Source organism: Ruegeria sp. CDSC025, from assembly GCF_059610805.1.
Window position 1 is genome coordinate 1 of record NZ_JBXWOJ010000020.1, and the last position, 24062, is coordinate 24062.

A 24062-nucleotide genomic window follows, 5' to 3' on the forward strand; every position below is an offset into this window, starting at 1 on the left:
GCCAAAAATCAGACCGTTGCGCCAATAACATCAGCGCGCCCGCCTAAATCATTCCCTAAGATGCCCACCGTCTCTCCGATGCGTCCGGCCGTCTCTCCAACCCGTCCCACCGTCTCTCCAGTGTGTCACAAGCGCCTCAGCAGCGCCGGTGAAGGGGTATTTACGGATTAGGTCTGGGACCTGCAACCCCCAATCTGAAAAAATTTTGCAATTCTTAACAGAAACTTCCATAGGTTAATGAAAACAACAGGTTATCTTAATAATTCTCTCTTCCGAGCCGGTAACGGAACGCACGGAACGGGGGAAAGATCAGCCCCTGGGAGGAATCGTACCCAATGCTGGGTATGCGCCCGGAACCGGGGCAAACAAAACGCCGCCCGAGTCTCCTCGGACGGCGTAAATTCTGCGAAGGTCGCAGGCTTACTTCAGATCGAACCTGTCTGCATTCATGACCTTGTTCCAGGCCGAGACGAAGTCGCAGACAAATTTGCCTTCTGCGCCTGCCTGACCGTAGACCTCGACCAGAGCCCGCAGCTGCGAGTTGGAGCCGAAGACCAGATCGACGCGGGTACCGGTCCACTTGACCTCACCGCTGGCGCGGTCCCGACCTTCATAGACGCCTTTGCCCGCGGGTTTCCATTCGGTGCCCATGTCCAGCAGGTTGGTGAAGAAGTCGGTGCTGAGCGTGCCGACGCGGTCGGTCAACACACCATGCTTGGTGTCACCAAAATTGGCGCCGATCACGCGCAGACCGCCAACCAGCGCGGTCATTTCAGGCGCCGACAGCGTCAGCAGCTGGGCTTTGTCGACCAGAAGCTCTTCGGGCGAAACCGAATAATCCGTCTTCTGATAGTTGCGGAAGCCGTCGGCCTCGGGCTCGAGCACGGCAAAGCTGTCCACATCGGTTTGATCTTGCGTCGCATCGGTACGGCCCGGGGTGAACGGAACCTCAACCTCCTGACCGCCGGCCTTGGCGGCCTGTTCGACACCCACATTACCGGCCAGAACGATCACGTCGGCCAGAGACACTTTCTTGCCCCCGGATTGTGCGCCGTTGAACACCGCCTGAACGCCCTCAAGCGCGGTCAGTGCCTTGGCCAGCTTCATCGGTTCGTTCGCGTCCCAGTCTTTCTGCGGAGCAAGACGGATACGCGCGCCATTGGCACCGCCGCGCTTGTCCGAGCCGCGGAAGGTCGAGGCCGAAGCCCATGCGGTCGAAACCAGCTCGGACACTGAGAGGCCAGTGGCCGCGATCTTAGCCTTCAGCTCGGCCACATCCGCGTCACCGATCAGCTCGTGATCCACGGCGGGGACATTGTCTTGCCACAGCAGTTCCTCGGCCGGAGATTCCTCGCCGATGTAATTCGAGCGCGGGCCCATGTCGCGGTGGGTCAGTTTGAACCATGCCCGGGCGAAAGCGTCAGCGAATTCATCCGGGTTCTCGTGAAAACGCTTTGAGATCGGACCATAGATCGGGTCCATGCGCATCGCCATGTCGGCGGTGGTCATCATGGTTTTGACCTTCATCGACGCGTCATGCGCCGCCGGGGCCATGTCTTCTTCTTTGACATTCACCGGTTCCCAGATCCACGCGCCCGAGGGGCTTTTGGTCAGGTTCCAGTCATATCCGAACAGCAGGTCGAAATAGCCGTTATCCCATTGGATCGGATTTGCGGTCCAGGCGCCCTCGACCCCCGATGTCGTGGTATCGTCACCCTTGCCGGACCCAAACTTGTTGATCCAACCAAAGCCCATCTCTTCGATCGGGGCGGCTTCGGGTTCGGGGCCGACCAGATCGGGATCGCCCGCGCCATGCGCCTTGCCGAAAGTGTGACCACCAGCAACCAGAGCAACGGTTTCCTCGTCATTCATTGCCATCCGGCCAAAGGTGTCGCGGATGTCACGACCCGAAGCCAGAACGTTGGGCTCTCCGTCCGGACCTTCAGGGTTTACATAGATCAGGCCCATCTGCACTGCGGCCAGAGGGTTTTCCAGATCGCGCTCACCGGAATACCGGCTCTGCGGATTGTCGGTCGGGGCCAGCCATTCTGTCTCGGTTCCCCAATAGATGTCTTCTTCGGGGGCCCAGATATCGGCACGGCCGCCGGCAAAACCAAAGGTTTTGCCACCCATGGATTCAATGGCGCAGTTACCTGCCAGGATCATCAGGTCAGCCCAGGAAATCTGGTTTCCGTATTTTTGCTTGATCGGCCACAGCAGACGACGCGCCTTGTCGAGGTTACCGTTGTCCGGCCAACTGTTGAGCGGCGCAAAACGCTGGTTCCCGGTCGAGGCCCCGCCACGGCCATCTGCCGTCCGGTAGGTGCCTGCACTATGCCAGGCCATCCGAATGAACAGACCACCATAATGGCCATAATCCGCCGGCCACCACTCCTGTGAATCCGTCATCAGCGCATATAGGTCTTCTTTCAGCGCCTTCATATCCAGCTTTTTGAACTCTTCAGCATAGTCGAAATCCGAACCCAGAGGATTCGAAGCCGCTCCGTGCTGGTGCAGGATCGACAGGTTTAGCTGGTTCGGCCACCAATCCCGGTTGGAACGGGTTCCAGCGCCGTGCATCACAGGGCATCCGCCTGCTTTGGGGTTATCACTTCCGTCCATATCGGTCTCCAATCCTAGCTAATATCCGGCGATCTTGCGCAGTGAAATTCGTGGTAATCAAGAACACAGATTCAAGACACGTCTTCCCCATCCAAATACACTGAGCATCTGGCAAGGGTATCGGTATTCCTGAAGTCCTGACCTAGTCAGAAATAGCAAATTGCATTCATGCATAAAAGTTTTGTTTAATGATGAAAACCATAGGAAATAATTATGAAGAGAACATCCCCGGATCCCGCGCAATCGGAGCAATTTTCAAATCCCTGAATAACCTTGGGTCACATATAGACCACAGCCCTTGTTTTTCATCCGTATGCGACCACTGTCTTTATGAACGACACGAGCGCGGGTTCTTTTGTTCGGATCCGCGCCTAATACAGATTGACCGGCGTATTTGACTGCCGGTTCCGAAAATTTTTGGAGTCTGAATGCAATTTGACTATGTAATTGTCGGCGCAGGATCCGCCGGTTCGGTTCTTGCCGGTCGTCTGAGCGAAGATCCTGGAATACGTGTCTGCCTTCTTGAAGCCGGAAACGGCGGCAACGGCATGCTTACCAGATTGCCCGCGGCAACAGTGGCCTCGCTGCCGGGGCGGCCGAAAATCAACAACTGGGCATTTGAAACCGTGGCCCAACCGGGGCTGAACGGCCGCAAAGGATATCAGCCGCGCGGCAAGACGGTGGGCGGGTCCAGCGCGATTAACGCAATGTTGTACGTCCGGGGTCAGCGTCAGGACTATGATGGCTGGGCTGAACTGGGCTGTGCCGGTTGGGACTGGGACAGCGTCCTTCCCTATTTCAAGATGTCCGAACATAACGAAGATGGCGCCGACGACCATCACGGCGACAGCGGCCCTCTGCACGTGTCAAACCAGAAACAGCCGCGCCCGATCACGCTTGCCTTTATTGAAGCTGCCGAACAGATGCAGCACCGCCGAAGCCGGGACTTCAACCGGGGCGATAACGAGGGCGTTGGTCTGTATCAGGTCACACAGTTTCACGACCCGTCGAAGAATGGCGAGCGATGCTCGGCAGCGGCGGCCTATGTCTTTCCGGTCATGGACCGCCCGAACCTGACGGTCATTACCGACGCCCATGCCAAAGAGCTGACCTTTGAAGGAAAGCGGGCCACCGGCGTGGTGTACAGGAAAAAGGCCAAAGGTGCGGATATCACTGTCTCCGTCAGGCGCGAGGTTCTGGTTTGCGCCGGTGCACTTCAAACTCCGCAGTTGTTGCAGCTATCCGGGATTGGTGCCGCTGATGATCTGGTCAAACATGGGATCGAGGTGCGGCACGACCTGCCGGGCGTTGGCAAGAACCTGCAGGACCATCTGGATTTCACGCTGCTCTATAAAACCCGGGACACCAACACATTCGGCATCGGTGCCGCTGCCGCATTGAATTTGGCAGGACATATTTGGCGCTGGCGTAAGACCGGTAAGTCGATGGCGGCCACGCCATTTGCCGAGGGCGCCGCGTTTCTGAAAACCTCCCCGGATTTGGATCGCCCCGACATCCAGCTGCACTTTGTCATTTCCTTGGCCGATGATCATGCAAGGAAGCTGCATTATGGCTATGGGTTCGGCTGCCATGTGTGCAAATTGCGCCCCGAAAGCCGTGGCACGGTCGGGCTGCACAGCGCCGATCCCTTTGCCGCTCCGGCCATTGATCCGGCTTACCTGTCCGATGACCGCGATCTGGACACGCTGATCAAGGGCGCGCGTATGACCAAAGACATTCTGCACGCGCCGGCCTTCAGTAAATTCCGGTACAAAGCGATGTACGGCATAGATGACGCTCAAACCGATGCGGATTGGGAGCACCATATTCGCGCTCGCGCAGATACGATCTATCACCCGGTCGGAACCTGCAAAATGGGTGTGGATGCGATGGCCGTGGTTGACCCCGAACTGCGTGTGCGCGGGATCGAGGGGCTGCGCGTGGTCGATGCATCGGTCATGCCTACTCTGGTTTCGGGAAACACCAACGCCCCAACCATCATGATCGCCGAGAAAGCCGCGGACCTGATCAAAGCCACCGCCCGATAAGGGCTCAGCCGTCCTTCATCAGGGCCTGCAGTCCAGCGCGGTAATCCGGATACAAAAGCCGGATACCCAGTTCATCCTTGATCCGGTCATTCCTGACCCGCTTGTTTTCATTATAGAAACTTCGGGCCATCGGGGACATATCGGCCTGGTCGAACGGAACCGCAGCGGGCAGAGGCAGGCCTTGCAGTTCAGCCGCATAGGCGATGACATCCTGTGGCGGCACCGGCTCATCGTCACAGACATTGTAAATCGCACCTGGGTTCGGCGATGCCATCGACGCCGCAAGCACCTGCGCGATGTCCGCCACATGGATGCGCGAGAACACCTGCCCCGGTTTGATTATGCGGCGCATTCCCACCCGTTTAAGTTTGGAAAATGGGCCGCGCCCGGGGCCATATATCCCGGCAAGGCGAAAGATGTGGACGGGCAGGCCCGTAATGTCTTGCCATTGTGTCTCGGCCCGGACGCGCCACCTGCCGCGCTCGGCCATTGGTGAAGGAAGGGTCGCCTCGTCCACCCAACCGCCTTTGTGGTCCCCATAGACTGCGGTTGTGGAAAGGTATCCGACCCAATCGAACTGACCTGCGCGGTCAGCGATTTTGTCGCCAAGCGCCGCCAGCACCGGATCTCCGCCCGCATTCGGCGCGGTCGAAATCAACAGATGTGTTACCCCGTCCAAATCAACCGTCTGACCGGGCCAGATCACCGGTTCGGCACCGGATGCGCGGACCGCACCCGATTGCGCCGGATCGCGCGTAGTTCCGAATACGCGCCAACCCGCCGGTTCAATGTGCCGCGACAGGGCCTGCGCCGAATATCCGTGACCGAATGAAAAGAGTGTCTTAACCATATCCTTCTTGATGATCGCCAATGGTCCAAGATGCAAGCACCCGCCACTGGATACTTGATTCGAATCCCCACATACGCCTTTCATGAGTCATGAGTACAAAATCGCCAGACCTGCATGCAGCTTATGCGCTAGACAGCCCCGAGGACCACAAACGGCTTTATGCCGAATGGGCCGGCGACTATGATGACGGTTTTGCGGCGCGCGAGGACTATCAGTTGCATATCCACACCGCCCGCGCCTTTGTCAGCGCCGGGGGACAGGGTCCGGTTTTGGATGTCGGTGCAGGCACCGGGCTTTGCGGTGCGGTACTGGCCGGGTTGGGCGTTGGTCCGATCGACGCCACCGATATCAGCGCCGAGATGCTGGATCAGGCCCTGCGCAAAGACATCTACCGCGACGCGATTGAGGCTGACCTGAACCAGGGCATCCCGGTGCCGCGCGACAGCTATTCGGGCATTGTGTCCTCGGGCACATTTACCCATGGCCATCTCGGCCCCGAGGCCCTGCCCGCGCTGTTGAACGTGGCCCGGACAGGCGCGCAATTCGCTCTGTCGATTAACGCGAAACACTACGAATCTCTGGGATTTGCTGACGCACTGCACCAGCTTGCCCATGGGCAGATACAAAACCTGTCCCTGCCCGAAGTTCGAATCTACGGCGACCTGGCTACCGGGCCCAACCGGGACGATACCGCCCTTATCGCAATGTTCGAGAAGATCTGAACCCGCTCAGCGCCCTTTCCAGACCGGGTCGCGTTTCTCGGCAAAGGCGCGCGCGCCTTCGAGGTTGTCTTCAGAACCATATAGAATGTCCACCGTCGGCAACTGCCGCCCGGTGATCCGGTTCATGGCATCCTGAAACTTGGAATCTTCGGCGTCGCGCACGATCTCTTTGATCGCCGCGTAAACCAGCGGGGGGCCGCTGGCCAATAAACGGGCCAGTTCCCATGCCCGGTCTAAAAGCTGATCACCTGGGACGATCTCGTTGATCAGGCCCCAACCTTTTGCCTCAACCGGATCGAACCAGCGGCCAGTCAGCAGCAGTTCCATCGCGATATGGTAGGGGATGCGTTTTGGCAGCTTTACACTGGCCGCATCGGCCACGGTGCCCGACCGGATTTCGGGCAGGGCAAAGCTGGCATGCTCTGCAGCGATGATCATATCCGCACTCAGCGCCAGTTCCAGCCCTCCACCACAGGCAATCCCGTTCACCGCGGCGATGACAGGCTTGTTCATATCCCGCAATTCCTGCAGCCCGCCAAAACCGCCGACTCCATAATCTCCGTCCACGGCGTCTCCGTCCGCGGCGGCCTTCAGGTCCCACCCCGGGCAAAAGAACTTTTCGCCACCACCGGTCAGGATGGCCACGCGCAACTCAGGATCATCGCGGAATTCGCGGAACACTTCACCCATGACCCGGCTGGTGGCCAGATCAATGGCATTTGCCTTGGGTCGGTCCAGAGTGACCTGCAGAATCGCGCCATCGCGCTTGGTTTTAACCGGGTTCATATACGTGCCTTTCGGATCAGAGCATCCACGGCCACAGCGCCATCGGGATTGCAGATGAGTGGATTGATTTCAACTTCGCTGACATGGGCTGCATTGGCAATAACATAGGCTTGCACAGCCTCGGCTGCATTCAGGATCGCCTCGGTATCCGCCGCCGGTTTACCGCGATACCCCGCAAGCAACGGCGCACAGTTCAGCTTGCCCAGCGCCTGACGGACCACGTCCCGGGATGACGGGATCAGCACTGAAACACTGTCGCGCAGAATTTCGGTCAGCACGCCTCCAGCCCCTAGCGTCAGAACATAGCCATGGGCCGGATCACGGGTGACGCCGATCAATAACTCGGCAACACCGCCTTGGGCCATCTCTTCGATCAGAACTTCGTCGGTTCCAAGCTCGGTCGCAACCGCGCTCAGATCGTCCAAGCCGACGCCAAGGCGCACCGCACCGTGTTCGGATTTATGCGCAAGCCCGACGCCCTTGACCGCGAATGGAGCCGTCAGATTCGATGCAGCATGCGCAGCCTTGTCCGGACGCGTCACTACGGATTGAGGAATCCGCAGACCATGATCTGCCAGCGCCCGTTTGGCCTCTGCTTCGGTCAAGACATGGTTTGCCTCAGCCTGCGAGGGCAACAGTACCGGATCAGCCGGTGCCGCAACCGGCCGCGCGGCGGCCTCAACCGCAGCCAAGGCTTCATGCAGACCGGCAAAAGGCACCACACCGCCGACCAGCAGGCGCTGCGCCACTTCCTCTGGCAAAAGTTCTGGTAGGGTCGCGGCAACGGCAAAAGGTCGCCCGGTTTGGGCGGCGCAGTTCAACGCCGCTTGGGTGGCACATTCCCAATCCGATGCGTCGGTATGAGGATAGTCGACAATCGCAATGGTAATGGCTTGTTCCGGCCCGGTCATCGCCGACCACGCGCGGGTCATCGCTTTGGTATCGCGCCATATATAGGTGTGGTAGTCCAGCGGGTTCGCCAACGCCACCATGGGCCCCAAAGCTGCGCGCAGGTCAGCTTGCTGCACCTTGGTCAATGGCGGGAAATGCAGATCGCGCCCCTCGGACATATCTGCGGCTAGGCTGGCCTCACCGCCCGAGCAGCTGATGGTACCCAACCCGCTGCCGCGCAATCGCCCCGTAACATGCAACAGCTTGAGACATTCCAAAAAGCTGGGAATGTCGTCCAACCGTGCGATTCCCAACCGGTCCAGAAACGCCTGCGCGCCCGCATCACCACCTGCCAAAGACGCGGTATGCGAAATCGTCGCCGCCTGCGCATGGGACGAGCGGCCCATTTTCAAAGCAACGACCGATACGCCCCGTCTGCGTGCCTTGTCGGCCAAAGCCTCCCATTTTCGCAGATCGCCAAACCCCTCGATATGAACACCGATAGCGGTGATCCGGTCGTCGTCCAGAAGTGTTGAGGCAACGTCAGCCTGATGTGTCTGCGCCTGATTCCCGCAGGTCAACATGAACGCCAGCGGTAGGGCCCGGCGTTGCATGGTCATGTTGATTGCAATATTCGAACTTTGCGTCAGGATCGCTACGCCTCGTTCCACCGGTTGCATCCCATGCTGATCCGGCCAGACTGCGACTTGATCCAGCCCGTTGACGAAACCATAGCAATTGGGACCCAGAACAGGCATTTCCCCGGCGGCTGCAATCAACTGGTCCTGCAGATCGGCGCCCAGATCATCCTCGGCTCGCGCCTCGGTGAACCCCGACGCGAAACAAACCGCACCCCCTGCCCCGATCGCTGCCAGCGCCTGAACCGCCTCGATTGTTGCATGACGATTGATGCCCACAAAGGCCACATCCGGGGCCGTGGGCAAATCCTCGAGCCGCGCAAAAACGCGCTCTCCGGCGACCTCGGCGGCTTTGGGATGGACCGGCCAGATATCGCCCTGAAACCCGAACTTGCGCGCCTGTTGAATGACTGACGCGCACCAAGCCCCACCACCGATCACAGCAATGGAGCTGGGGTTCAACGCCCGTGCCAGCGCCGTTGTCATGCGCCAAGTGCCCGCAACAGCTCACGACTGATGATGTGACGCTGAATCTCGCTGGTACCGTCCCAGATGCGTTCGACACGCGCATCGCGCCAGAACCGTTCCAGCGGGTAATCGTCCATCAGCCCCATGCCGCCATGTACCTGAATCGCGGCGTCAGTCACCCGTGCCAGCATTTCGGACGCATAGAGCTTGGCCGAGGCAATCTCGCGGTTTGCAGGCAGCCCTTTGTCCAGCCGGTCGGCCGCTGCCAGCGTCAACAGGTCAGCGGCATCGATTTCGGTGATCATATCGGCGATCTGGAATGACACGCCCTGGAACTTGCCGATTTTCTGACCGAATTGTTCACGCGTGGCTGCATAGTCCAGCGCATAGTCAAAGGCGCGACGTGCGCGTCCGACCGACATGGTCGCCACGGTGATGCGGGTGGCATATAGCCAGGTATTCATCACCTCGAACCCGCCATCGACCTCGCCCAACACCTGACTGTCGGGCAGGCGACAATCGTCAAAATCCAGGACCATGTTCTTATAGCCCCGGTGGCTGACCGATTTATACCCGTCCCGGATGGTGAATCCCGGCGTGCCGCGATCCACAAGAAAGGCTGTGATCCGTTTCTTTGGACCTTTTGGCGTCTGATCTTCACCCGTCGCGATGAAAACGATGATGAAATCGGCATGCTCCGCGCCCGAGATGAAATGTTTGGTCCCGTTGACGACCCAATCTCCGCCGTCTCGAACTGCGGCACATTTCATACCACGCACATCCGAACCTGCACCTGGTTCGGTCATCGCCAGTGCATCCATCCTTTCGCCCCGAACTGCGGGCATCAGATAGCGTTCGACTTGCTCGCCCTCGCAGGCCATCAGGATGTTTTGCGGACGGCCAAAGAAGTGGTTCAAGGCCATCGATCCCCGGCCCAGTTCGCGCTCGACCAGTGCAAATTCCCGATGGTTCAGCCCGGCACATCCGACGCTTTCGGGAAAATTGCAGGCATAGAAACCCAATTCAATTGTCTTGCGCTTGATCTCATCCGCTATTTCCTGCGGAACCTCGCCGGTACGTTCAACCAGCTCTTCATGTGGATAGATCTCTTTCTCGACGAAACTGCGAACAGTCGCGGCGATCATCTCTTGCTCGTCGGTCAGGCCATATTGCATCTGCGGTCTCCACATCTGGGGCTTGCGATATCGTGGCCCGGGTTGCAAAGTTCATCGTGCAGAAATAGACGTTAACCATGCGAAGATGGACAAAATCGCCTGCCGCGATGCAGCAATTCGGGGTTCTGCTTTTTGATGGGTTTTCAAACCATTGCCTTGCCAACACGGTCGAACCCCTGCGCGCGGCCAATTCGCTGGCTGGAAGAAAACTGTATGACTGGGAATTCCTGTCGCTGACAGAAGGGCCGGTCACATCATCCTCGGGGTTGCAGGTTACGCCGCACGCAAGACTGCAATCTGCCCGCGGCGGTACATTGATGGTGATGCCATCATATGGGTTTCGCGCGCATGGCGGCTGGCCGACGCTGACCGGATTGCGATCCGCCGCAAATCGCTATGACGTTCTGGCTGGGCTGGACACCGGAAGCTGGCTGCTGGCGCTGGCCGGACTGCTGGACGGGTATCGCGCCACCATCCATTGGGAAGAGCTGACCGGCTTTACCGAGCGGTTCCCCGAGATCGACGCCCGGCGCGAGCGGTATGTCTTAGACCGGAATCGCATTACCTGTTCCGGCGCCATGGCAGCTTTCGATCTTGTGTTGCATCTGATCGGTCATGACCACGGGCAGGCACTGGCACTGGAAGTCGCGCAGTTGTTCATGACCCGTGATTCCGCTCGGTCGCATTCCGGAGGGGCTGGGGCGACTACCGGCTATGTAAACAAGGCTCTGGCGCTGATGCAGGAGAATCTTGAAACTCCGCTGCCCATTACGGATATCGCCCGACAGGTCGGACGCTCGCACAAGGCATTGTCCACAAGGATGCAATCCGAACTGGGTGCGGGTCCGGCCCAGGTCTATCGCCGCTTGCGCCTGAATTTAGCGCGGAAGCTGGTGGCAGAAACCGACCTGACTGTCAGCGAGATCGCCCTGCGGGCCGGATACGATGATCCCAGCGCCCTGACCCGCGCCTTCCGAGCCGAATTCGGGATCACCCCCCGTGCCCTACGGGTCGGCTAGGTATACATCTGCTTTTTATAAGCCCGCGTGCGCGTCGTCGCCTCGGCTGAGCCGTCATGATAGGTGCCAAACCACTTGTCGAACGGGATCTCTGAGGTGCCATAGTTGCACTCGAAATACCGGTGATGCAGCTGGTGGAAAAAATCGCCTGCGCGGGCGGCCTCGGTCTCCCCGGCTTTCAGCTTTTCGAACCCGGAATGGGACAGAACCGGGCTGACCTGCTGGAAATAGGCGTGGAATAACAAATGTATCGGGTGCGACGGCACGATCAGGTGGATGAAATAGGTGGTGAAGTACAACAGGTTCTCAAACCAGTGATTTGATATCCCCGACCACGGCCCGATATTGACGTTGCGGTGATGCACCGCGTGGACATGTTTATACAGCTTGGGGTGATGTTCCAGCCGATGCACCCAATAGAAATGCAGCCCCGACCACATGGGGATTAGCGACATCCAGATCACAAACCAGACCGGTGCGGCGGACCATGTGACCGTGGGGACATAGCCATTTGCCATCGCCCAATAGATCCCCCATTGGTAAATCGTGGCGACACTCATGGCGCTGCCCAGGGTCCACCAGATATTGTCCCAGACCTGATTGCGAAAGGTGAAGGTCCCGTTGTCCCGGGTCAGATCCCGGCGGTCGAACTTCTTGTACATGCCCTGCCCTTTGCGCATGTACAGCCACCAATGCAGCCCGCCCGCGACCAGAATCTGAGGCACCATGTTCAGCAACCAGATTCGGAACATCCAGCCGGGCTGGAAGGTCTTCATCGTCTCTAAACCCGGGAAAAACAGCACATAGGCCACCACCGCAAGCCCCAGGCACAGGGTCAGGGCAGTGACCTGAAGCCATGCACCACCATACCATTTCAACACTGCAGACAGGCGGGGCGGCCAGTTAAACAGCGGGTTCAAAGCCACAGGCCCATCGGGGTGGTAATTCCAGCGGGCGGCCTCGGGATTTTGGTCAGTGTCCGGCATCACGGTCTCTCGTCAGCTTGCGTAATCCGAGCCTTCGGCATCCAACAGGGCCTTGATCTCACGCAAATGTGCCTCGGCCTGATCGGGATATTCTTCCAACTCCTGAGCTGTCTTTTCCGCAATCTCGTCTGACAAAACGCGCAGGGGTTGGCCCGTCTGTAAGGCACGGATATACGTTTCAGCAGCGCGCTCGAAATAGTAGAGTCTATTAAAGGCATCTGCCGGGTTACTGCCCAAAATCAAAACCCCATGATTACCCATGATCATGACTTTCTTTTTTGGGTCTGCCAGCATGGTTGCGCAACGTTCCCCCTCGCTTTCGAAAGCAAGTCCACCAAATTCGTGATCGACCACATAACGGTTGTAAAACGTAGTGGTGTTCTGATCGATCGGCGGCAATGTGCTGTCGGCCAACGAGGCCAGAACCGTGGCAAAGATGGAATGCACATGCATTACACAGCGGGCATGAGGACAGTGCCGGTGAATCGAACCATGCAGGCCCCAGGCAGTTGGGTCCGGTGCGCCGGGTTGGGTCATGACATCAGCGTCTTTGGCATCCAGAAATAGCAGGTTCGATGCTTTGACTCGTGCAAAATGCATCTGATTGGCGTTCATCAAGAATTGCGTGCCGTCCTGATTCACCGCCAAGCTAAAATGGTTTGCGACCCCTTCGTGCATATTCAGACGTTCAGCCCATCGAAATGTGGCCGCCAAATCCACACGTTCAGGCCAATGGTCAATATTGGGGCGCAAGCTGGCAACGCTCATTTCCGTCTCCTGTCAGCGGATTGCTTGATTGGAAAATCGTGCCCGCAGTAGAAAAAATTGACCAACGAAAAAATCGCGCCTATTTCATAAGCTGAACTAATGGCCAGGTTATGCCCATGCAAAAACAGCTGCCCCCGTTGGGTTGGCTTCGGACTTTCGAGGCCGCGGCCCGCCACCTGTCCTTTACCGCTGCAGCGCGCGACCTGAACATGACACAAAGTGCAGTCAGCCAGCAAATCAAGTCGCTTGAGGCCTATCTTGGCCAACCGCTTTTCCTGCGCCGTCCCCGCGCACTTGAACTGACCGGGGCCGGGATCAGCTATCTCCCTGTCGTGCGTGAGGCATTTCGCACATTACTGCGCGGAACGCGGGCCGTGACCGGGGCCCAGCAGAACGCGGTGCAGGTACAATGCAACATCACTTTTGCGGTCAACTGGCTGGCCCCCCGCCTTCCAATGTTTCAGGCCGAACACCCGTCTGTACAGCTGAACATATTCACCGAGTTGTGGGAGCCCCGGGAAATGGCGGAGGGGGCTGCGGTAGAAATTCGATTTTCGCTCAGACCTTCGGACACGGTGCGAACCGAACTGCTGCGATCCGATCATTATTATCCGGTTTGCGCGCCGGGCTATGAGGTGTCGCTGGATACACTACAGCGAACCCCTTTGTATGACTGCTCAAACCTGCTGTCGAATTGGCAGAATTGGATCGAAGATCAGGGTCTAATTTGGGAAAATCCTCCAATCACATATTCCACCACCTATCTGGTCAGCCTGTCGGTTGCGATGGCCGGGGGTGGCTTGTGCCTGACACATGACACAATCGCGCGCGACTTGATTGATGAAGGTCGATTGGTTGCACCATTCGAATATCGCGCAGTTGTGCCAGAGGCCTATTACCTGTTGCTGTCGCCTCAGGCAGAAGAGTCACCTGGAGCGATTGCCTTTGCCGAATGGGTCCGGCGCGAGATTGCGAAAACGTTCTCTGGCTAGGCTGTGGCTCTCCTGCCTAACATAGCGGCTCTTACGGGACCTTCACGGGGCTAGGCACAACAGCGCTGACGCGCTGCATGACGGAATCATGATAACTGCCGAGCAGGGGTTGCACCTTTCCGTGCGTTCGGGAAAGTTGGGCCATGGAATTCACACCTTTCCCAAGCTGGCCCGATACCGCCCCCCGTCTGATCGCTGTCGCCGCAGGGCGTCAAGCCGCTGACCTTGTTGTCCGTAGCGGGATCTGGGTTAACGTGCACAGCCGCGAAGCCCTGCCCGATCATGACATCGCGATTGTCGATGGACGTATCGCCTATGTTGGCCCTGATGCTTCGCACTGCGTCGGCCCGAACACCCGGATCATCGAGGCAGAGGGGCGGTATATGCTGCCCGGCCTGTGCGACGGGCATATGCATATCGAATCAGGAATGCTGACCCCGGCCGAATTTGCGGGGGCCGTTATCCCTCATGGCACGACAAGCATGTTCACTGACCCGCACGAAATAGCCAACGTCCTGGGGCTGGACGGCGTTCGTATGATGCATGACGAGGCGCTGATGCAGCCCGTTAACATTTTCACCCAGATGCCCTCTTGCGCGCCATCGGCGCCGGGGCTTGAGACCACCGGTTATGAGATCACCGCCGAGGACGTTGCCGAAGCAATGAGCTGGCCGGGCATCATCGGGCTGGGTGAGATGATGAATTTCCCTGGGGTGATCAATGGTGATCCCGTGATGCTGGCCGAGATTGCCGCGACCCAACGGGCAGGGAAAACCGTTGGCGGGCACTATGCTTCGCCTGATTTAGGGCCTGATTTCGCAGCTTATGTCGCAGGCGGCCCTGCCGACGACCACGAAGGCACCTGCGAGGCCGATGCCATCGCGCGGGTGCGTCAAGGGATGCGGTCGATGATGCGATTGGGATCGGCCTGGTATGACGTGGAAACTCAGATCACCGCCATCACCGAGAAAGGGCTGGATCCGCGCAACTTCATCCTGTGCACGGATGATTGCCATTCTGGTACCCTGGTCAATGAAGGGCATATGAACCGCGTGGTGCGCCATGCGATTGCCTGCGGCTGTGATCCGTTGATCGCGTTGCAGATGGCGACCATCAACACAGCCACGCATTTCGGGTTGGAACGCGATATCGGCTCGATCACGCCCGGGCGCCGGGCGGATATCATCCTCAGCTCGGACCTGAAGGACCTGCCCATCGAGCTTGTCATAGCGCGCGGCCAAATCGTGGCTGAGGACGGCAAGATCACCGCGGACTGCCCGCATCTGAATTGGCCTGCTGCCGCTCGAAACACCGTGCATCTGGGCCATGCCCTGACCAGCGCGGATTTTCAGATCGAGGCCCCTAAGGGGGCGAACCGCGTTCAGGCCAATGTGATTGGTGTGGTCGAAAACCAGGCCCCGACCAAAGCGCTAAAGGCCGAACTGCCCATCATTGGCGGCCTGGTTGAAGCCGAGGGTGAGGTCTGCCAGATTGCGCTTGTCGAACGCCACCGCGCAACGGGCGGGGTCACAAATGCCTTTGTCTCGGGGTTTGGATATCAGGGGCGCATGGCAATGGCTTCGACCGTGGCCCATGACAGTCACCATATGATTGTTGTTGGGACCGACCGCGAACAGATGGCCCTTGCCGCAAATCGGCTGGCCGAGATCGGCGGTGGCATCACCATTTTCCGAGACGGTGAGGAACTGGCGCTGGTGGAATTGCCCATCGCTGGACTGATGTCTGATAGCCCGGCAGCCGAAGTGGCCGCCAAGGCCGAACAAATGGTTCGGGCGATGCAGGCCTGTGGCTGTAAACTGAACAACGCCTATATGCAGCACTCATTGCTGGCCCTGGTGGTGATCCCTGAATTGCGGATCTCGGATGTCGGGCTGGTGGATGTGCGCAAATTTGAAAAGATCGATCTTTTGGAACCCCTTGCATGACAATAATACGAGCACCTAAGGCCCCCGCGCCCGAGAACTTCACCGATCCCGCAGCCGCGGTCGCAAGGTTGGAAGAACTGTACGAGCAAGCCACCAGCTTCCTGTGCGAGAACTTTGCCAATGTGATCGAGCACGGAGCACCAACTGAACGCTTCAGAGCCTATTACCCGGAAATTCGCATCAAAACCTCCTCCTATGCGCGGGTCGACAGCCGGCTAAGTTTTGGTCACGTCTCGGAACCGGGCATCCACTCGACCACTGTAACGCGGCCAGATCTGTTCCGGTCCTATTTGACCCAACAGATTGCCCTGTTGATCAGAAACCATGACCAGCCGGTCACGATCAGGGCTTCGGACACACCCATTCCGGTTCATTTCGCCGTGGCCAACAATCCTGATCTGATCGTTCCGCATCAGGGCGCCGCCGGATTTACCCTGCGCGATGTATTCGACGTACCAGACCTGACAACCACCCATGACGACATCGTCAATGGCGTCCATGACCACGAGGAAGAAGATGGCCCGCTGTCTTTGTTTACTGCGCAAAGGGTCGACTATTCACTGGCCCGGCTGGCGCATTACACTGCGACTGATCCCAGTCATTTCCAGAACCATGTGCTGTTCACCAACTATCAGTTCTACGTCTCGGAATTCGAAAACTATGCACGCGCGCAGCTGGCCGAACCAGACAGTGGCTATACCAGCTTTGTCTCGACCGGAAATGTCGAGATCACCACCGAAGGCGGAGTGCTGGAACAACCCCTGAAGCTGCCGCAGATGCCGACCTATCACCTAAAGCGGGCGGATGGATCGGGTATCACGCTGGTCAATATCGGCGTCGGACCGTCGAACGCCAAAACCGCGACCGATCATATCGCAGTGCTACGCCCGCATGCCTGGCTGATGGTTGGCCACTGTGCCGGGCTGCGCAACACACAGGCATTGGGCGATTTTGTTCTGGCCCATGCCTATCTGCGCGAAGACAAGGTTCTGGATGATGATCTGCCGGTCTGGGTGCCGATTCCTCCTTTGGCCGAAGTTCAGGTTGCGCTGGAACAAGCTGTAGCCGAGGTCACCGAGCTGGAAGGTTATGAGCTGAAACGGGTCATGCGCACAGGCACCGTCGCTTCGGTCGATAACCGCAACTGGGAACTGCGCGACCAGTCCGGCCCGGTACAGCGGCTCAGCCAATCACGGGCAATCGCGCTGGATATGGAAAGCGCGACCATTGCCGCCAACGGTTATCGGTTCCGTGTTCCCTATGGCACGTTGCTCTGTGTTTCAGACAAGCCGCTGCACGGCGAATTAAAGCTTCCTGGCATGGCCTCTGCCTTCTATACCACGCAGGTCAGCCGCCATCTCGCGATCGGAATTCGTGCGATGGAGCACCTGAGGGGCATGCCGCTGGAGCGCCTGCACAGCCGGAAATTGCGTTCCTTTGATGAAACGGCCTTTCTCTGAAGCAAAAAAGCAACGAATTCCCCCTATTTTTAGGGTTTTCGACGCTACTATTCGTTGTGTTCACCTACAATATCCCGTTACAGTTACGCGGTGAGGCCCTATTTATCGGGCACGTTAAGGAGACCAAGAAATGGCAAAGCCTATGACAAAGACTCAGCTGGTTGCTGCTCTCGCTGAGGAAATGGGAACCGACAAGAAAGCTGCGAACACTGCGCTGGAGGCCATGACCGGCCTGATCACCCGCGAAGTGTCGGCGGGCGGCGCGGTGACCCTGCCTGGTGTCGGCAAAATCTACTGTCGCGAGCGCCCCGAGCGCATGGTGCGTAACCCTGCCACCGGCGAGCAGTTCAAGAAAGAAGCCGACAAAGTGGTCAAAATGACCATTGCGAAGGCGCTAAAGGACAGCGTGAACGGCTGATCCAGCTTTCACTGCAAAACGATCAAGGGCCGCCGCTTGGGGGCCCTTTTTCTTTTACCCCCCTATTGAAGCCAGTTTTTTGTAAGGCTTTGGGAGGCCGGCCGTGGTCAGCCTGGTGTTATGCAATCTGAGATCAGCGAAGAATAAATCTAGCGCCGCGCTCATTAGCTGGGTGCGCAACAGGACCGGTGGCCTAAGCTGGCGAATGCCACAAATTCGCGAGGCTGGCCCCGTCACAGAACAAGAACGGACAATATCCGGTCGACTTTCGGACCAGTAATTTGTTTTGCCGCACTCGCCCCAAAAAGAAATTCATTCTCGGCGATGGATATTTTGATTGGCTCATCCGAACCAATTTTTAGTCATGTGTCACCTTTCGAAGCGAGTGAACTGTCTAAAGTATTGAAAATAAATGATTTCATTAGATATCTTGGCGACCCCGGCAGGATTCGAACCTGCAACCTGCCCCTTAGGAGGGGGCTGCTCTATCCAGTTGAGCCACGGGGCCGCGCAAAACTCTCTGTAGCGTGGTTTTTTCGGGTTGTCATCGGCTTTGAAGGGCAGTTGTAAAATGCGTCCTGTTCACGCTACCATCGGACAAAACAACAACGCAGGTGCATCCCGTGACCACAGAAAACAAACGCCCACTCACCCTTCGTGATGTTTCTGAAGCGTCCGGAGTGTCTGAGATGACGGTCAGCCGGGTTCTGCGCAATCGGGGTGACGTGTCGGATGCGACCCGCACACGCGTTCTGGCCGCAGCAAAAGAACTGGGATACGTGCCGAACAAAATCGCTGGTGCGCTTGCCTCAAGCCGGGTGAACCTTGTGGCGGTGATCATCCCGTCGCTGTCGAACATGGTGTTCCCCGAGGTGCTGACCGGGATCAATCAGATTCTTGAGGATACCGAGCTACAGCCAGTGGTCGGCGTCACCGATTATTTGCCCGAAAAAGAGGAAAAAGTCCTGTACGAGATGCTCTCGTGGCGGCCCTCGGGCGTGATCATCGCCGGATTGGAACATACCGATGCCGCACGCGCCATGCTGGATTCGGCGGGGATTCCGGTGGTCGAGATCATGGACACCGATGGTAAGCCGGTGGACGCGATGGTCGGGATTTCCCATCGCCGCGCTGGGCGTGAGATGGCACAGGCGATCCTGAAAGCGGGCTATGAACATATCGGCTTTATGGGCACCAAAATGCCCCTGGATCACCGCGCCCGGAAACGGTTCGAAGGCTTTACCGAAGTGCTGGGCAAGCATGGGATCGAGATCGAAGACCGCGAGTTTTATTCCGGGGGCTCGGCCTTGGCCAAAGGCCGCGAGATGACTCAAGCCATGTTGGAACGCTCACCGGATTTGGATTTCCTGTATTATTCCAACGACATGATTGGTGCTGGCGGGTTGCTGTATCTGTTGGACCAGGGGATAGACATTCCAGGCCAGATCGGTTTGGCAGGGTTCAACAATGTCGAACTGTTACAGGGTCTGCCGCGCAAGCTGGCCACAATGGATGCATGTCGACACGAGATTGGGCGCAAGGCAGCCGAGATAATCGCCGTTCAGCTTTCCGATCCCGCTTCCGAGGTCGAAAACCGCATAACTCTGACCCCCAAGATCAGTTATGGCGATACGCTGAAACGCCGCTGACCCATGGCGATGCAAAGGCTGAACAATCGGGCGGCCCGCGCCCTGTTCATGGACCGGCACGCGCTGGCAGAACAGCCGTCCGGGGCTGCGAAAGGGCATGACCTGCTTGAATTGATCAGGCGTCTGGGATTTGTTCAGCTGGACAGTATCAACACGGTCGCCCGCGCCCATGACATGATCCTGTTTTCGCGCAGGCCCGCCTATCGCGCCAAAAACCTCAAGCATGTGTATGAACGTGACCGTGGGCTGTTCGAACATTGGACTCATGATGCCGCAGTCATTCCGATGGAGTTCTACCCCCATTGGCATCTACGGTTTCAGCGCGACGCTGACCTGCTGAAATCGCGCTGGAAAAACTGGCGTCGCGATGGGTTCGAGCAGCAATTTGAAACCGTATTGCAGCATATACGCGATCATGGGCCGGTTTCGTCATCGGATGTGGGAAAAGACGAAAAGAAAGGCTCCGGCGGATGGTGGGATTGGCACCCGTCGAAAACCGCGCTTGAATTCCTCTGGCGCTCGGGCGCGCTGACCGTGATCGGCAGGCAGGGGTTCCAGAAACGCTATGACCTGACCGAGCGGGTGATCGAGACGCATCTTTGCCCCGGCAATATGCCTTGTGACGCCGAACATACCGTGGATTGGCTGTGCCATGCGGCACTTGACCGGCTTGGGTTTGCGACTTCGGGCGAATTGGCGGCGTTTTGGGACACGGTCAGCGCAGCTGAGGCGCGAGACTGGTGCAAAACCGCCTTGACCGAAGGCCATGTCGAAGAGATCGAGATCGTATGCGCCAATGGCCAGGCCAGAAAGCTGTTCGCACGTCCAGGAATCGCGGAACAGGCCGCGCAGATCCCCCCAGCGCCGGGTCGGATCAGAGTGCTGAGCCCGTTTGACCCCATGCTGCGTGACCGTGACCGTGCGCAGCGGCTGTTTGGGTTTCACTACCGGATCGAGGTGTTTGTCCCCGCCCCGAAACGCACCTATGGCTATTATGTTTTCCCGCTTCTCGAAGGCGACCGGCTGATTGGCCGGATCGACATGAAGGCCCATCGCGATCAGTCGGTGCTGCGGGTCAGCGCCCTGTGGCCAGAACGAACAGTACGGTGGTCAGATGCCCGCACGCGCCGCCTACAGGCCGAACTGGACCGGGTTCGTCGCTTTGCCGGGTTGGATGACATAGAATTTGCCGAGAATTGGCAAAAAGACCCTATTTAGGGTCTGATATACTCAATTTGACCGGCAGCAACCCGTCAATCTCCCCCTCCAGTGAATCTCCGGGCTGAACCGGTCCTACACCAGCCGGCGTTCCGGTCAGGATCAAATCCCCTGGTCGCAGATGATAATAGCCGGACAAGTGACTTATGATCTCGTCAATCGACCAGATCAGCTCATCCAAGGTTGCGTCCTGCCGGGTTTCGCCATTAACGCGCAAAATGATGCGTTTTTGCGGGTCGGGTTGCCAATCGCTCACGCGGGTCAGAGGGGCAAATACGGCTGCATTCTCGAAATCTTTTCCAAGATCCCAAGGGCGCTGTTTGTTGCGCTCGCGAATTTGCAGATCACGTCGGGTCATGTCCAGGGCGCAGCCAAAGCCAAACACCGCTTCCTGCACCTGAGAAGTATCAGCTTGAAAAACCGGCTTTCCGATTGCAACAGCCAGCTCCATCTCATGGTGGAAATTTTCGGTCCCCGGAGGGTAAGCCGTCGTCACCCCAGACAGGACCGCGTTTGCAGCGGCCTTGGTGAAATAGAAAGGGGCCTCACGGTCGACCTCATGTCCCATTTCAGCCGCATGTGCGGCATAGTTCCTGCCCACACAAAAGATTCGCCCAACCGGGTATGTGTCGTCCTCGCCGGTAACCGGCAAAGCGATCGGATCAGGAATAGAGAACAGGCTACCCATCATCATGCCGCCATAACACAGGTTAGTTAAAGTGGATATTAAAGGGCATAAACCAGAGCAAGTCGCAATCCTTGGAAACCCGCACGCCGGTTTTTGCCGACAATTCGGGGATGATTCGGCACAGGCTTGCCCAAATCGAACCGGTAAGCCTGCGCGTGTTTCAAAATTCGCAGACATGGCTACTTATGGCGCTGGGCTTACTTTCAACATGCGACTGAAAACACTGCGACAGCTCATTCAGATTTTAGCCGTCAAACCTTGGAAAACTGCTGTATCGCGCTAGCTTATTGCTAACAGAAAGCGTTCAGCACTGAGACGTCACCACTCACAAAGGCGGCGGACCACCAATCCTCCGCCTTCTTGCGAAGACACCCGCGTGGACGGCAGAAATCGCTGAAATCCGGGTGCGAGTATTCAGAGGACCACGGCCAAACACCCATCCCCCTGGGTAAGTTTGCGCCTGAGAAACCCCGATTTTCGGGGTCTGATGTTCTCTGAAACGTTGCCGGATCGTTTGAACACCCCTCGTATCCGGCTGTAGGCCAGGCACATGGTCCACTCGGGCCTGGCCACTCCGCCAGAGAGGTCACAAAGGCCCTCTGGCGGGGCCCACACACTGTTAGTCCCGAGAATCTGATTGTAATTTCAACTCGTGCAGATCGTTGAGAAGATCCAGCAACGCCTCATGCCGCTCTGGTCCCAGCGTGTTGCGGATTTCTTCAGCCAAAAGCAACGTATAGTCGATGTTATCCCGGATAATCCCTGCCCCTTTGACCGTGATCTCAACAATCTGCCTGCGCTTGTCGACCGGATGGCTTTTCCGCACGACAAGGCCCTTGGCCTCAAGCTTTTGCAGAATGCGGGTCAGGCTGGGCAAAAGCAGACAGGCACGGTCAGCAATATGCGTGGGCTCTTGAGGGCCTTCCTCTTCCAGCACCCGCAGAACTCGCCATTGCTGTTCGGTTACGCCCGCTTCGACAAGCATTCTACGGATAGGCCCCATAACCCGTTCCCTCGCGCGCAGCAGCGCAATAGGCAAAGACCGGGACGTCAATGGAATTTCATGAGCCATGTTAAATTCTGGCCGAATTCGGTTCATTCTTCAACTGACCTTTCCGTGTTTGGAATTCTAGGCATTTATCGCTTATTAGAGCCTAAATTATTCCATTTCTCTCTGCGGAAACATGTTCAGATAAATCTCAGACCACTGGATTCCTGCAAAGGGCGTTGACGTTTCAACCCGGATATTCATCACTGGCACAGGATCGAAAGCGGTGTTCAGAGAAGATTGGAAGATAAAATGAACTGGGATGAATTCTCGGATTGGGGCGCCAAGATTGCTGAGTGGGCACAGGATTACCATCTGACTGTCGGCGACAATCCGGTTCGGGCCAGAACGGAACCCGGTGATATTCTTAACGCCTTACCCGCGCGCCCTCCCGAGCGCTCCCAGGCGATGGAGGAAATCTTTCACGATTTCGAACAGATCGTGATGCCTGGGATTACCCATTGGCAACATCCTCGCTTTTTTGCCTATTTTAATGCAAACGCCTCGGCCCCGTCGGTTCTGGCCGAGTTTCTAACCAGCGCCATCGCTCCGCAATGCATGTTGTGGCAGACATCCCCCGCCGCGACCGAGATGGAGACGCGGATGATGGATTGGTTGCGGCAGGCCCTGGATCTGCCCACGGGCTTTGCAGGTGTCATTCAGGATTCCGCCTCGTCCGCGACCCTGGCCGCTGTGCTGACCATGCGGGAAAAGGCGCTGAATTGGCAGGGCAACCAACATGGGTTGTTCGGACAGAAACCGCTGCGCGTATATTGCTCGGCCGAAGTCCATACCTCGGTTGATCGCGCCATATGGGTTGCGGGGATCGGGCAGGAAAATCTGGTGCGGGTGCCCATACAAGGCGACTGGCGCGGGATGGACCCACAGGCGCTGGAAGCAGCAATTCAAGCCGATTTAGACTCTGGTTATCAGCCAACCGGCGTGATCCTCTGCGTCGGCGGCACCGGAACCGGCGCGGCCGATCCGGTAGAGGAATGTCTGAAGATTGCGCAAAAATACGGGCTATATTCGCATGTCGATGCAGCTTGGGCTGGCTCGGCCATGATATGCCCCGAATACCGCCATTACTGGGAAGGAGTCGAGCATGCCGACAGCATCGTGTTCAACCCGCATAAATGGCTGGGCGTTCAGTTCGATTGCTGCGCCCATTTTCTGAAGGACCCCGATGATCTGGTACGGACACTCGCGATCAGCCCGGAATTCCTGAAGACCCACGGCAAGGACGGGATCATAAATTATTCTGAATGGTCGGTACCGCTGGGCCGCAGGTTCCGAGCCCTGAAACTGTGGTTCGTCATCCGCGCCTATGGTCTGGAAGGGCTACGTGAAAGGTTGCGCAATCATATAACATGGTCAGTGGCTCTGCATGACCGGCTGAAAGCGGAATCCGATTTCGAAATCACCACTAACCCTATGTGGTCATTGTGGACATTCCGCTATGCCCCCCCTGGATCAACCGATCTGGACGATCTGAACCTACGGCTGGTCAATGCGATCAATGATGATGGTCGCATTTACTTGACTCAAACCCGCGTTGATGGCGACTTGGTGATCCGCTTTCAGGCCGGTCAGTTTGAAACCACGCAGGCAGACGTCCAAATGGCATTTGACGTGATCACTGAAATCGCCCGCTCGCTAAACTAGAGGTT

At 57.7% G+C, this 24062-nt stretch carries 19 protein-coding genes and 1 tRNA gene; 10 read left to right on the forward strand and 10 right to left on the reverse strand.

Translation table 11 applies throughout. The features are described from left to right. Positions 1-420 precede the first annotated feature (420 nt). Complete coding sequence (katG, locus tag AC2FH8_RS19255) at positions 421-2622, reverse strand: catalase/peroxidase HPI (protein ID WP_496690496.1); 2202 nt, start codon at positions 2620-2622, stop codon at positions 421-423. 428 nt (positions 2623-3050) lie between these two features. Between katG and AC2FH8_RS19260 the strand changes: the two genes are divergently transcribed. Continuing rightward, entirely contained in the window at positions 3051-4670 is a 1620-nt protein-coding gene (locus tag AC2FH8_RS19260; RefSeq protein ID WP_496690497.1) for a GMC family oxidoreductase, read from the forward strand. 4 nt (positions 4671-4674) lie between these two features. Here the strand turns inward: AC2FH8_RS19260 and AC2FH8_RS19265 are convergent, their stop codons facing one another. After that, a complete protein-coding gene (locus tag AC2FH8_RS19265; RefSeq protein WP_496690498.1) occupies positions 4675-5520 on the reverse strand; it encodes an SDR family oxidoreductase in 846 nt (281 codons plus the stop codon). Positions 5521-5609: 89 nt separating this feature from the next. On the opposite strand from AC2FH8_RS19265, the gene AC2FH8_RS19270 reads away from it, so the two are divergent. Next, positions 5610-6242, forward strand: coding sequence for a class I SAM-dependent DNA methyltransferase (locus tag AC2FH8_RS19270; protein WP_496690499.1), 633 nt, complete (start codon positions 5610-5612; stop codon positions 6240-6242). Between the two features lie 6 nt (positions 6243-6248). On the opposite strand, the gene AC2FH8_RS19275 is transcribed toward AC2FH8_RS19270, so the two are convergent. Genes AC2FH8_RS19275 through AC2FH8_RS19285 form a run of 3 tightly spaced genes read right to left on the reverse strand, consistent with a single transcriptional unit; the run spans position 6249 to position 10200 of the window. Beyond that, complete coding sequence (locus AC2FH8_RS19275) at positions 6249-7028, reverse strand: carnitinyl-CoA dehydratase (RefSeq protein ID WP_142637585.1); 780 nt, start codon at positions 7026-7028, stop codon at positions 6249-6251. Continuing rightward, positions 7025-9043, reverse strand: coding sequence for an acetate--CoA ligase family protein (locus tag AC2FH8_RS19280; RefSeq protein WP_496690500.1), 2019 nt, complete (start codon positions 9041-9043; stop codon positions 7025-7027). Before AC2FH8_RS19280 ends, AC2FH8_RS19275 begins: the two co-directional genes overlap by 4 nt. Next, positions 9040-10200 (reverse strand): acyl-CoA dehydrogenase family protein, encoded by a 1161-nt coding sequence (locus AC2FH8_RS19285; protein WP_496690501.1) that lies wholly within the window; start codon positions 10198-10200, stop codon positions 9040-9042. The genes AC2FH8_RS19280 and AC2FH8_RS19285 overlap by 4 nt, the downstream gene beginning before the upstream one ends. Positions 10201-10277: 77 nt before the next feature. On the opposite strand from AC2FH8_RS19285, the gene AC2FH8_RS19290 reads away from it, so the two are divergent. Continuing rightward, on the forward strand, positions 10278-11219 hold the full coding sequence (locus AC2FH8_RS19290) for a GlxA family transcriptional regulator (RefSeq protein WP_496690502.1): 942 nt from the start codon (positions 10278-10280) through the stop codon (positions 11217-11219). Here the strand turns inward: AC2FH8_RS19290 and AC2FH8_RS19295 are convergent. Both AC2FH8_RS19295 and AC2FH8_RS19300 read right to left on the reverse strand, forming a co-directional pair. Then, positions 11216-12205, reverse strand: coding sequence for a sterol desaturase family protein (locus AC2FH8_RS19295; protein ID WP_271952593.1), 990 nt, complete (start codon positions 12203-12205; stop codon positions 11216-11218). The genes AC2FH8_RS19290 and AC2FH8_RS19295 overlap by 4 nt on opposite strands. 12 nt (positions 12206-12217) lie before the next feature. Then, positions 12218-12973 (reverse strand): class II aldolase and adducin N-terminal domain-containing protein, encoded by a 756-nt coding sequence (locus AC2FH8_RS19300; protein ID WP_271952596.1) that lies wholly within the window; start codon positions 12971-12973, stop codon positions 12218-12220. A 116-nt stretch (positions 12974-13089) separates the two neighbouring features. On the opposite strand from AC2FH8_RS19300, the gene AC2FH8_RS19305 reads away from it, so the two are divergent. The 4 genes from AC2FH8_RS19305 to AC2FH8_RS19320 all read left to right on the forward strand — a co-directional run bounded on the left by AC2FH8_RS19305 (position 13090) and on the right by AC2FH8_RS19320 (position 17789). Beyond that, positions 13090-13965, forward strand: coding sequence for a LysR family transcriptional regulator (locus AC2FH8_RS19305; protein ID WP_271952598.1), 876 nt, complete (start codon positions 13090-13092; stop codon positions 13963-13965). A 143-nt stretch (positions 13966-14108) separates the two neighbouring features. Beyond that, positions 14109-15911 (forward strand): adenine deaminase, encoded by a 1803-nt coding sequence (gene ade, locus AC2FH8_RS19310; protein ID WP_282027927.1) that lies wholly within the window; start codon positions 14109-14111, stop codon positions 15909-15911. After that, on the forward strand, positions 15908-17371 hold the full coding sequence (locus tag AC2FH8_RS19315; protein WP_496690503.1) for an AMP nucleosidase: 1464 nt from the start codon (positions 15908-15910) through the stop codon (positions 17369-17371). The genes ade and AC2FH8_RS19315 overlap by 4 nt, the downstream gene beginning before the upstream one ends. Before the next feature lie 130 nt (positions 17372-17501). Then, positions 17502-17789 (forward strand): HU family DNA-binding protein, encoded by a 288-nt coding sequence (locus AC2FH8_RS19320; protein WP_142637567.1) that lies wholly within the window; start codon positions 17502-17504, stop codon positions 17787-17789. Between the two features lie 431 nt (positions 17790-18220). On the opposite strand, the gene AC2FH8_RS19325 is transcribed toward AC2FH8_RS19320, so the two are convergent. Next, positions 18221-18297: transfer RNA gene (locus AC2FH8_RS19325), tRNA-Arg, on the reverse strand. Positions 18298-18412: 115 nt separating this feature from the next. Here AC2FH8_RS19325 and AC2FH8_RS19330 point away from each other — a divergent pair. Together AC2FH8_RS19330 and AC2FH8_RS19335 are read left to right on the forward strand one after the other, a co-directional pair. Then, entirely contained in the window at positions 18413-19438 is a 1026-nt protein-coding gene (locus tag AC2FH8_RS19330; RefSeq protein WP_496690504.1) for a LacI family DNA-binding transcriptional regulator, read from the forward strand. A gap of 3 nt (positions 19439-19441) precedes the next feature. After that, on the forward strand, positions 19442-20656 hold the full coding sequence (locus AC2FH8_RS19335) for a winged helix-turn-helix domain-containing protein (protein ID WP_496690505.1): 1215 nt from the start codon (positions 19442-19444) through the stop codon (positions 20654-20656). Here the strand turns inward: AC2FH8_RS19335 and AC2FH8_RS19340 are convergent. Next, entirely contained in the window at positions 20649-21347 is a 699-nt protein-coding gene (locus AC2FH8_RS19340) for a fumarylacetoacetate hydrolase family protein (protein WP_496690506.1), read from the reverse strand. The genes AC2FH8_RS19335 and AC2FH8_RS19340 overlap by 8 nt on opposite strands. 616 nt (positions 21348-21963) lie before the next feature. Next, positions 21964-22416 (reverse strand): homoprotocatechuate degradation operon regulator HpaR, encoded by a 453-nt coding sequence (hpaR, locus tag AC2FH8_RS19345; RefSeq protein ID WP_281973862.1) that lies wholly within the window; start codon positions 22414-22416, stop codon positions 21964-21966. A 228-nt stretch (positions 22417-22644) separates the two neighbouring features. Between hpaR and AC2FH8_RS19350 the strand changes: the two genes are divergently transcribed. Then, the gene (locus AC2FH8_RS19350; protein WP_496690507.1) at positions 22645-24057 is read left to right on the forward strand and encodes a pyridoxal phosphate-dependent decarboxylase family protein; all 1413 of its coding nucleotides are present in this window, start codon (positions 22645-22647) and stop codon (positions 24055-24057) included. The last annotated feature ends 5 nt before the right edge of the window (positions 24058-24062 follow it).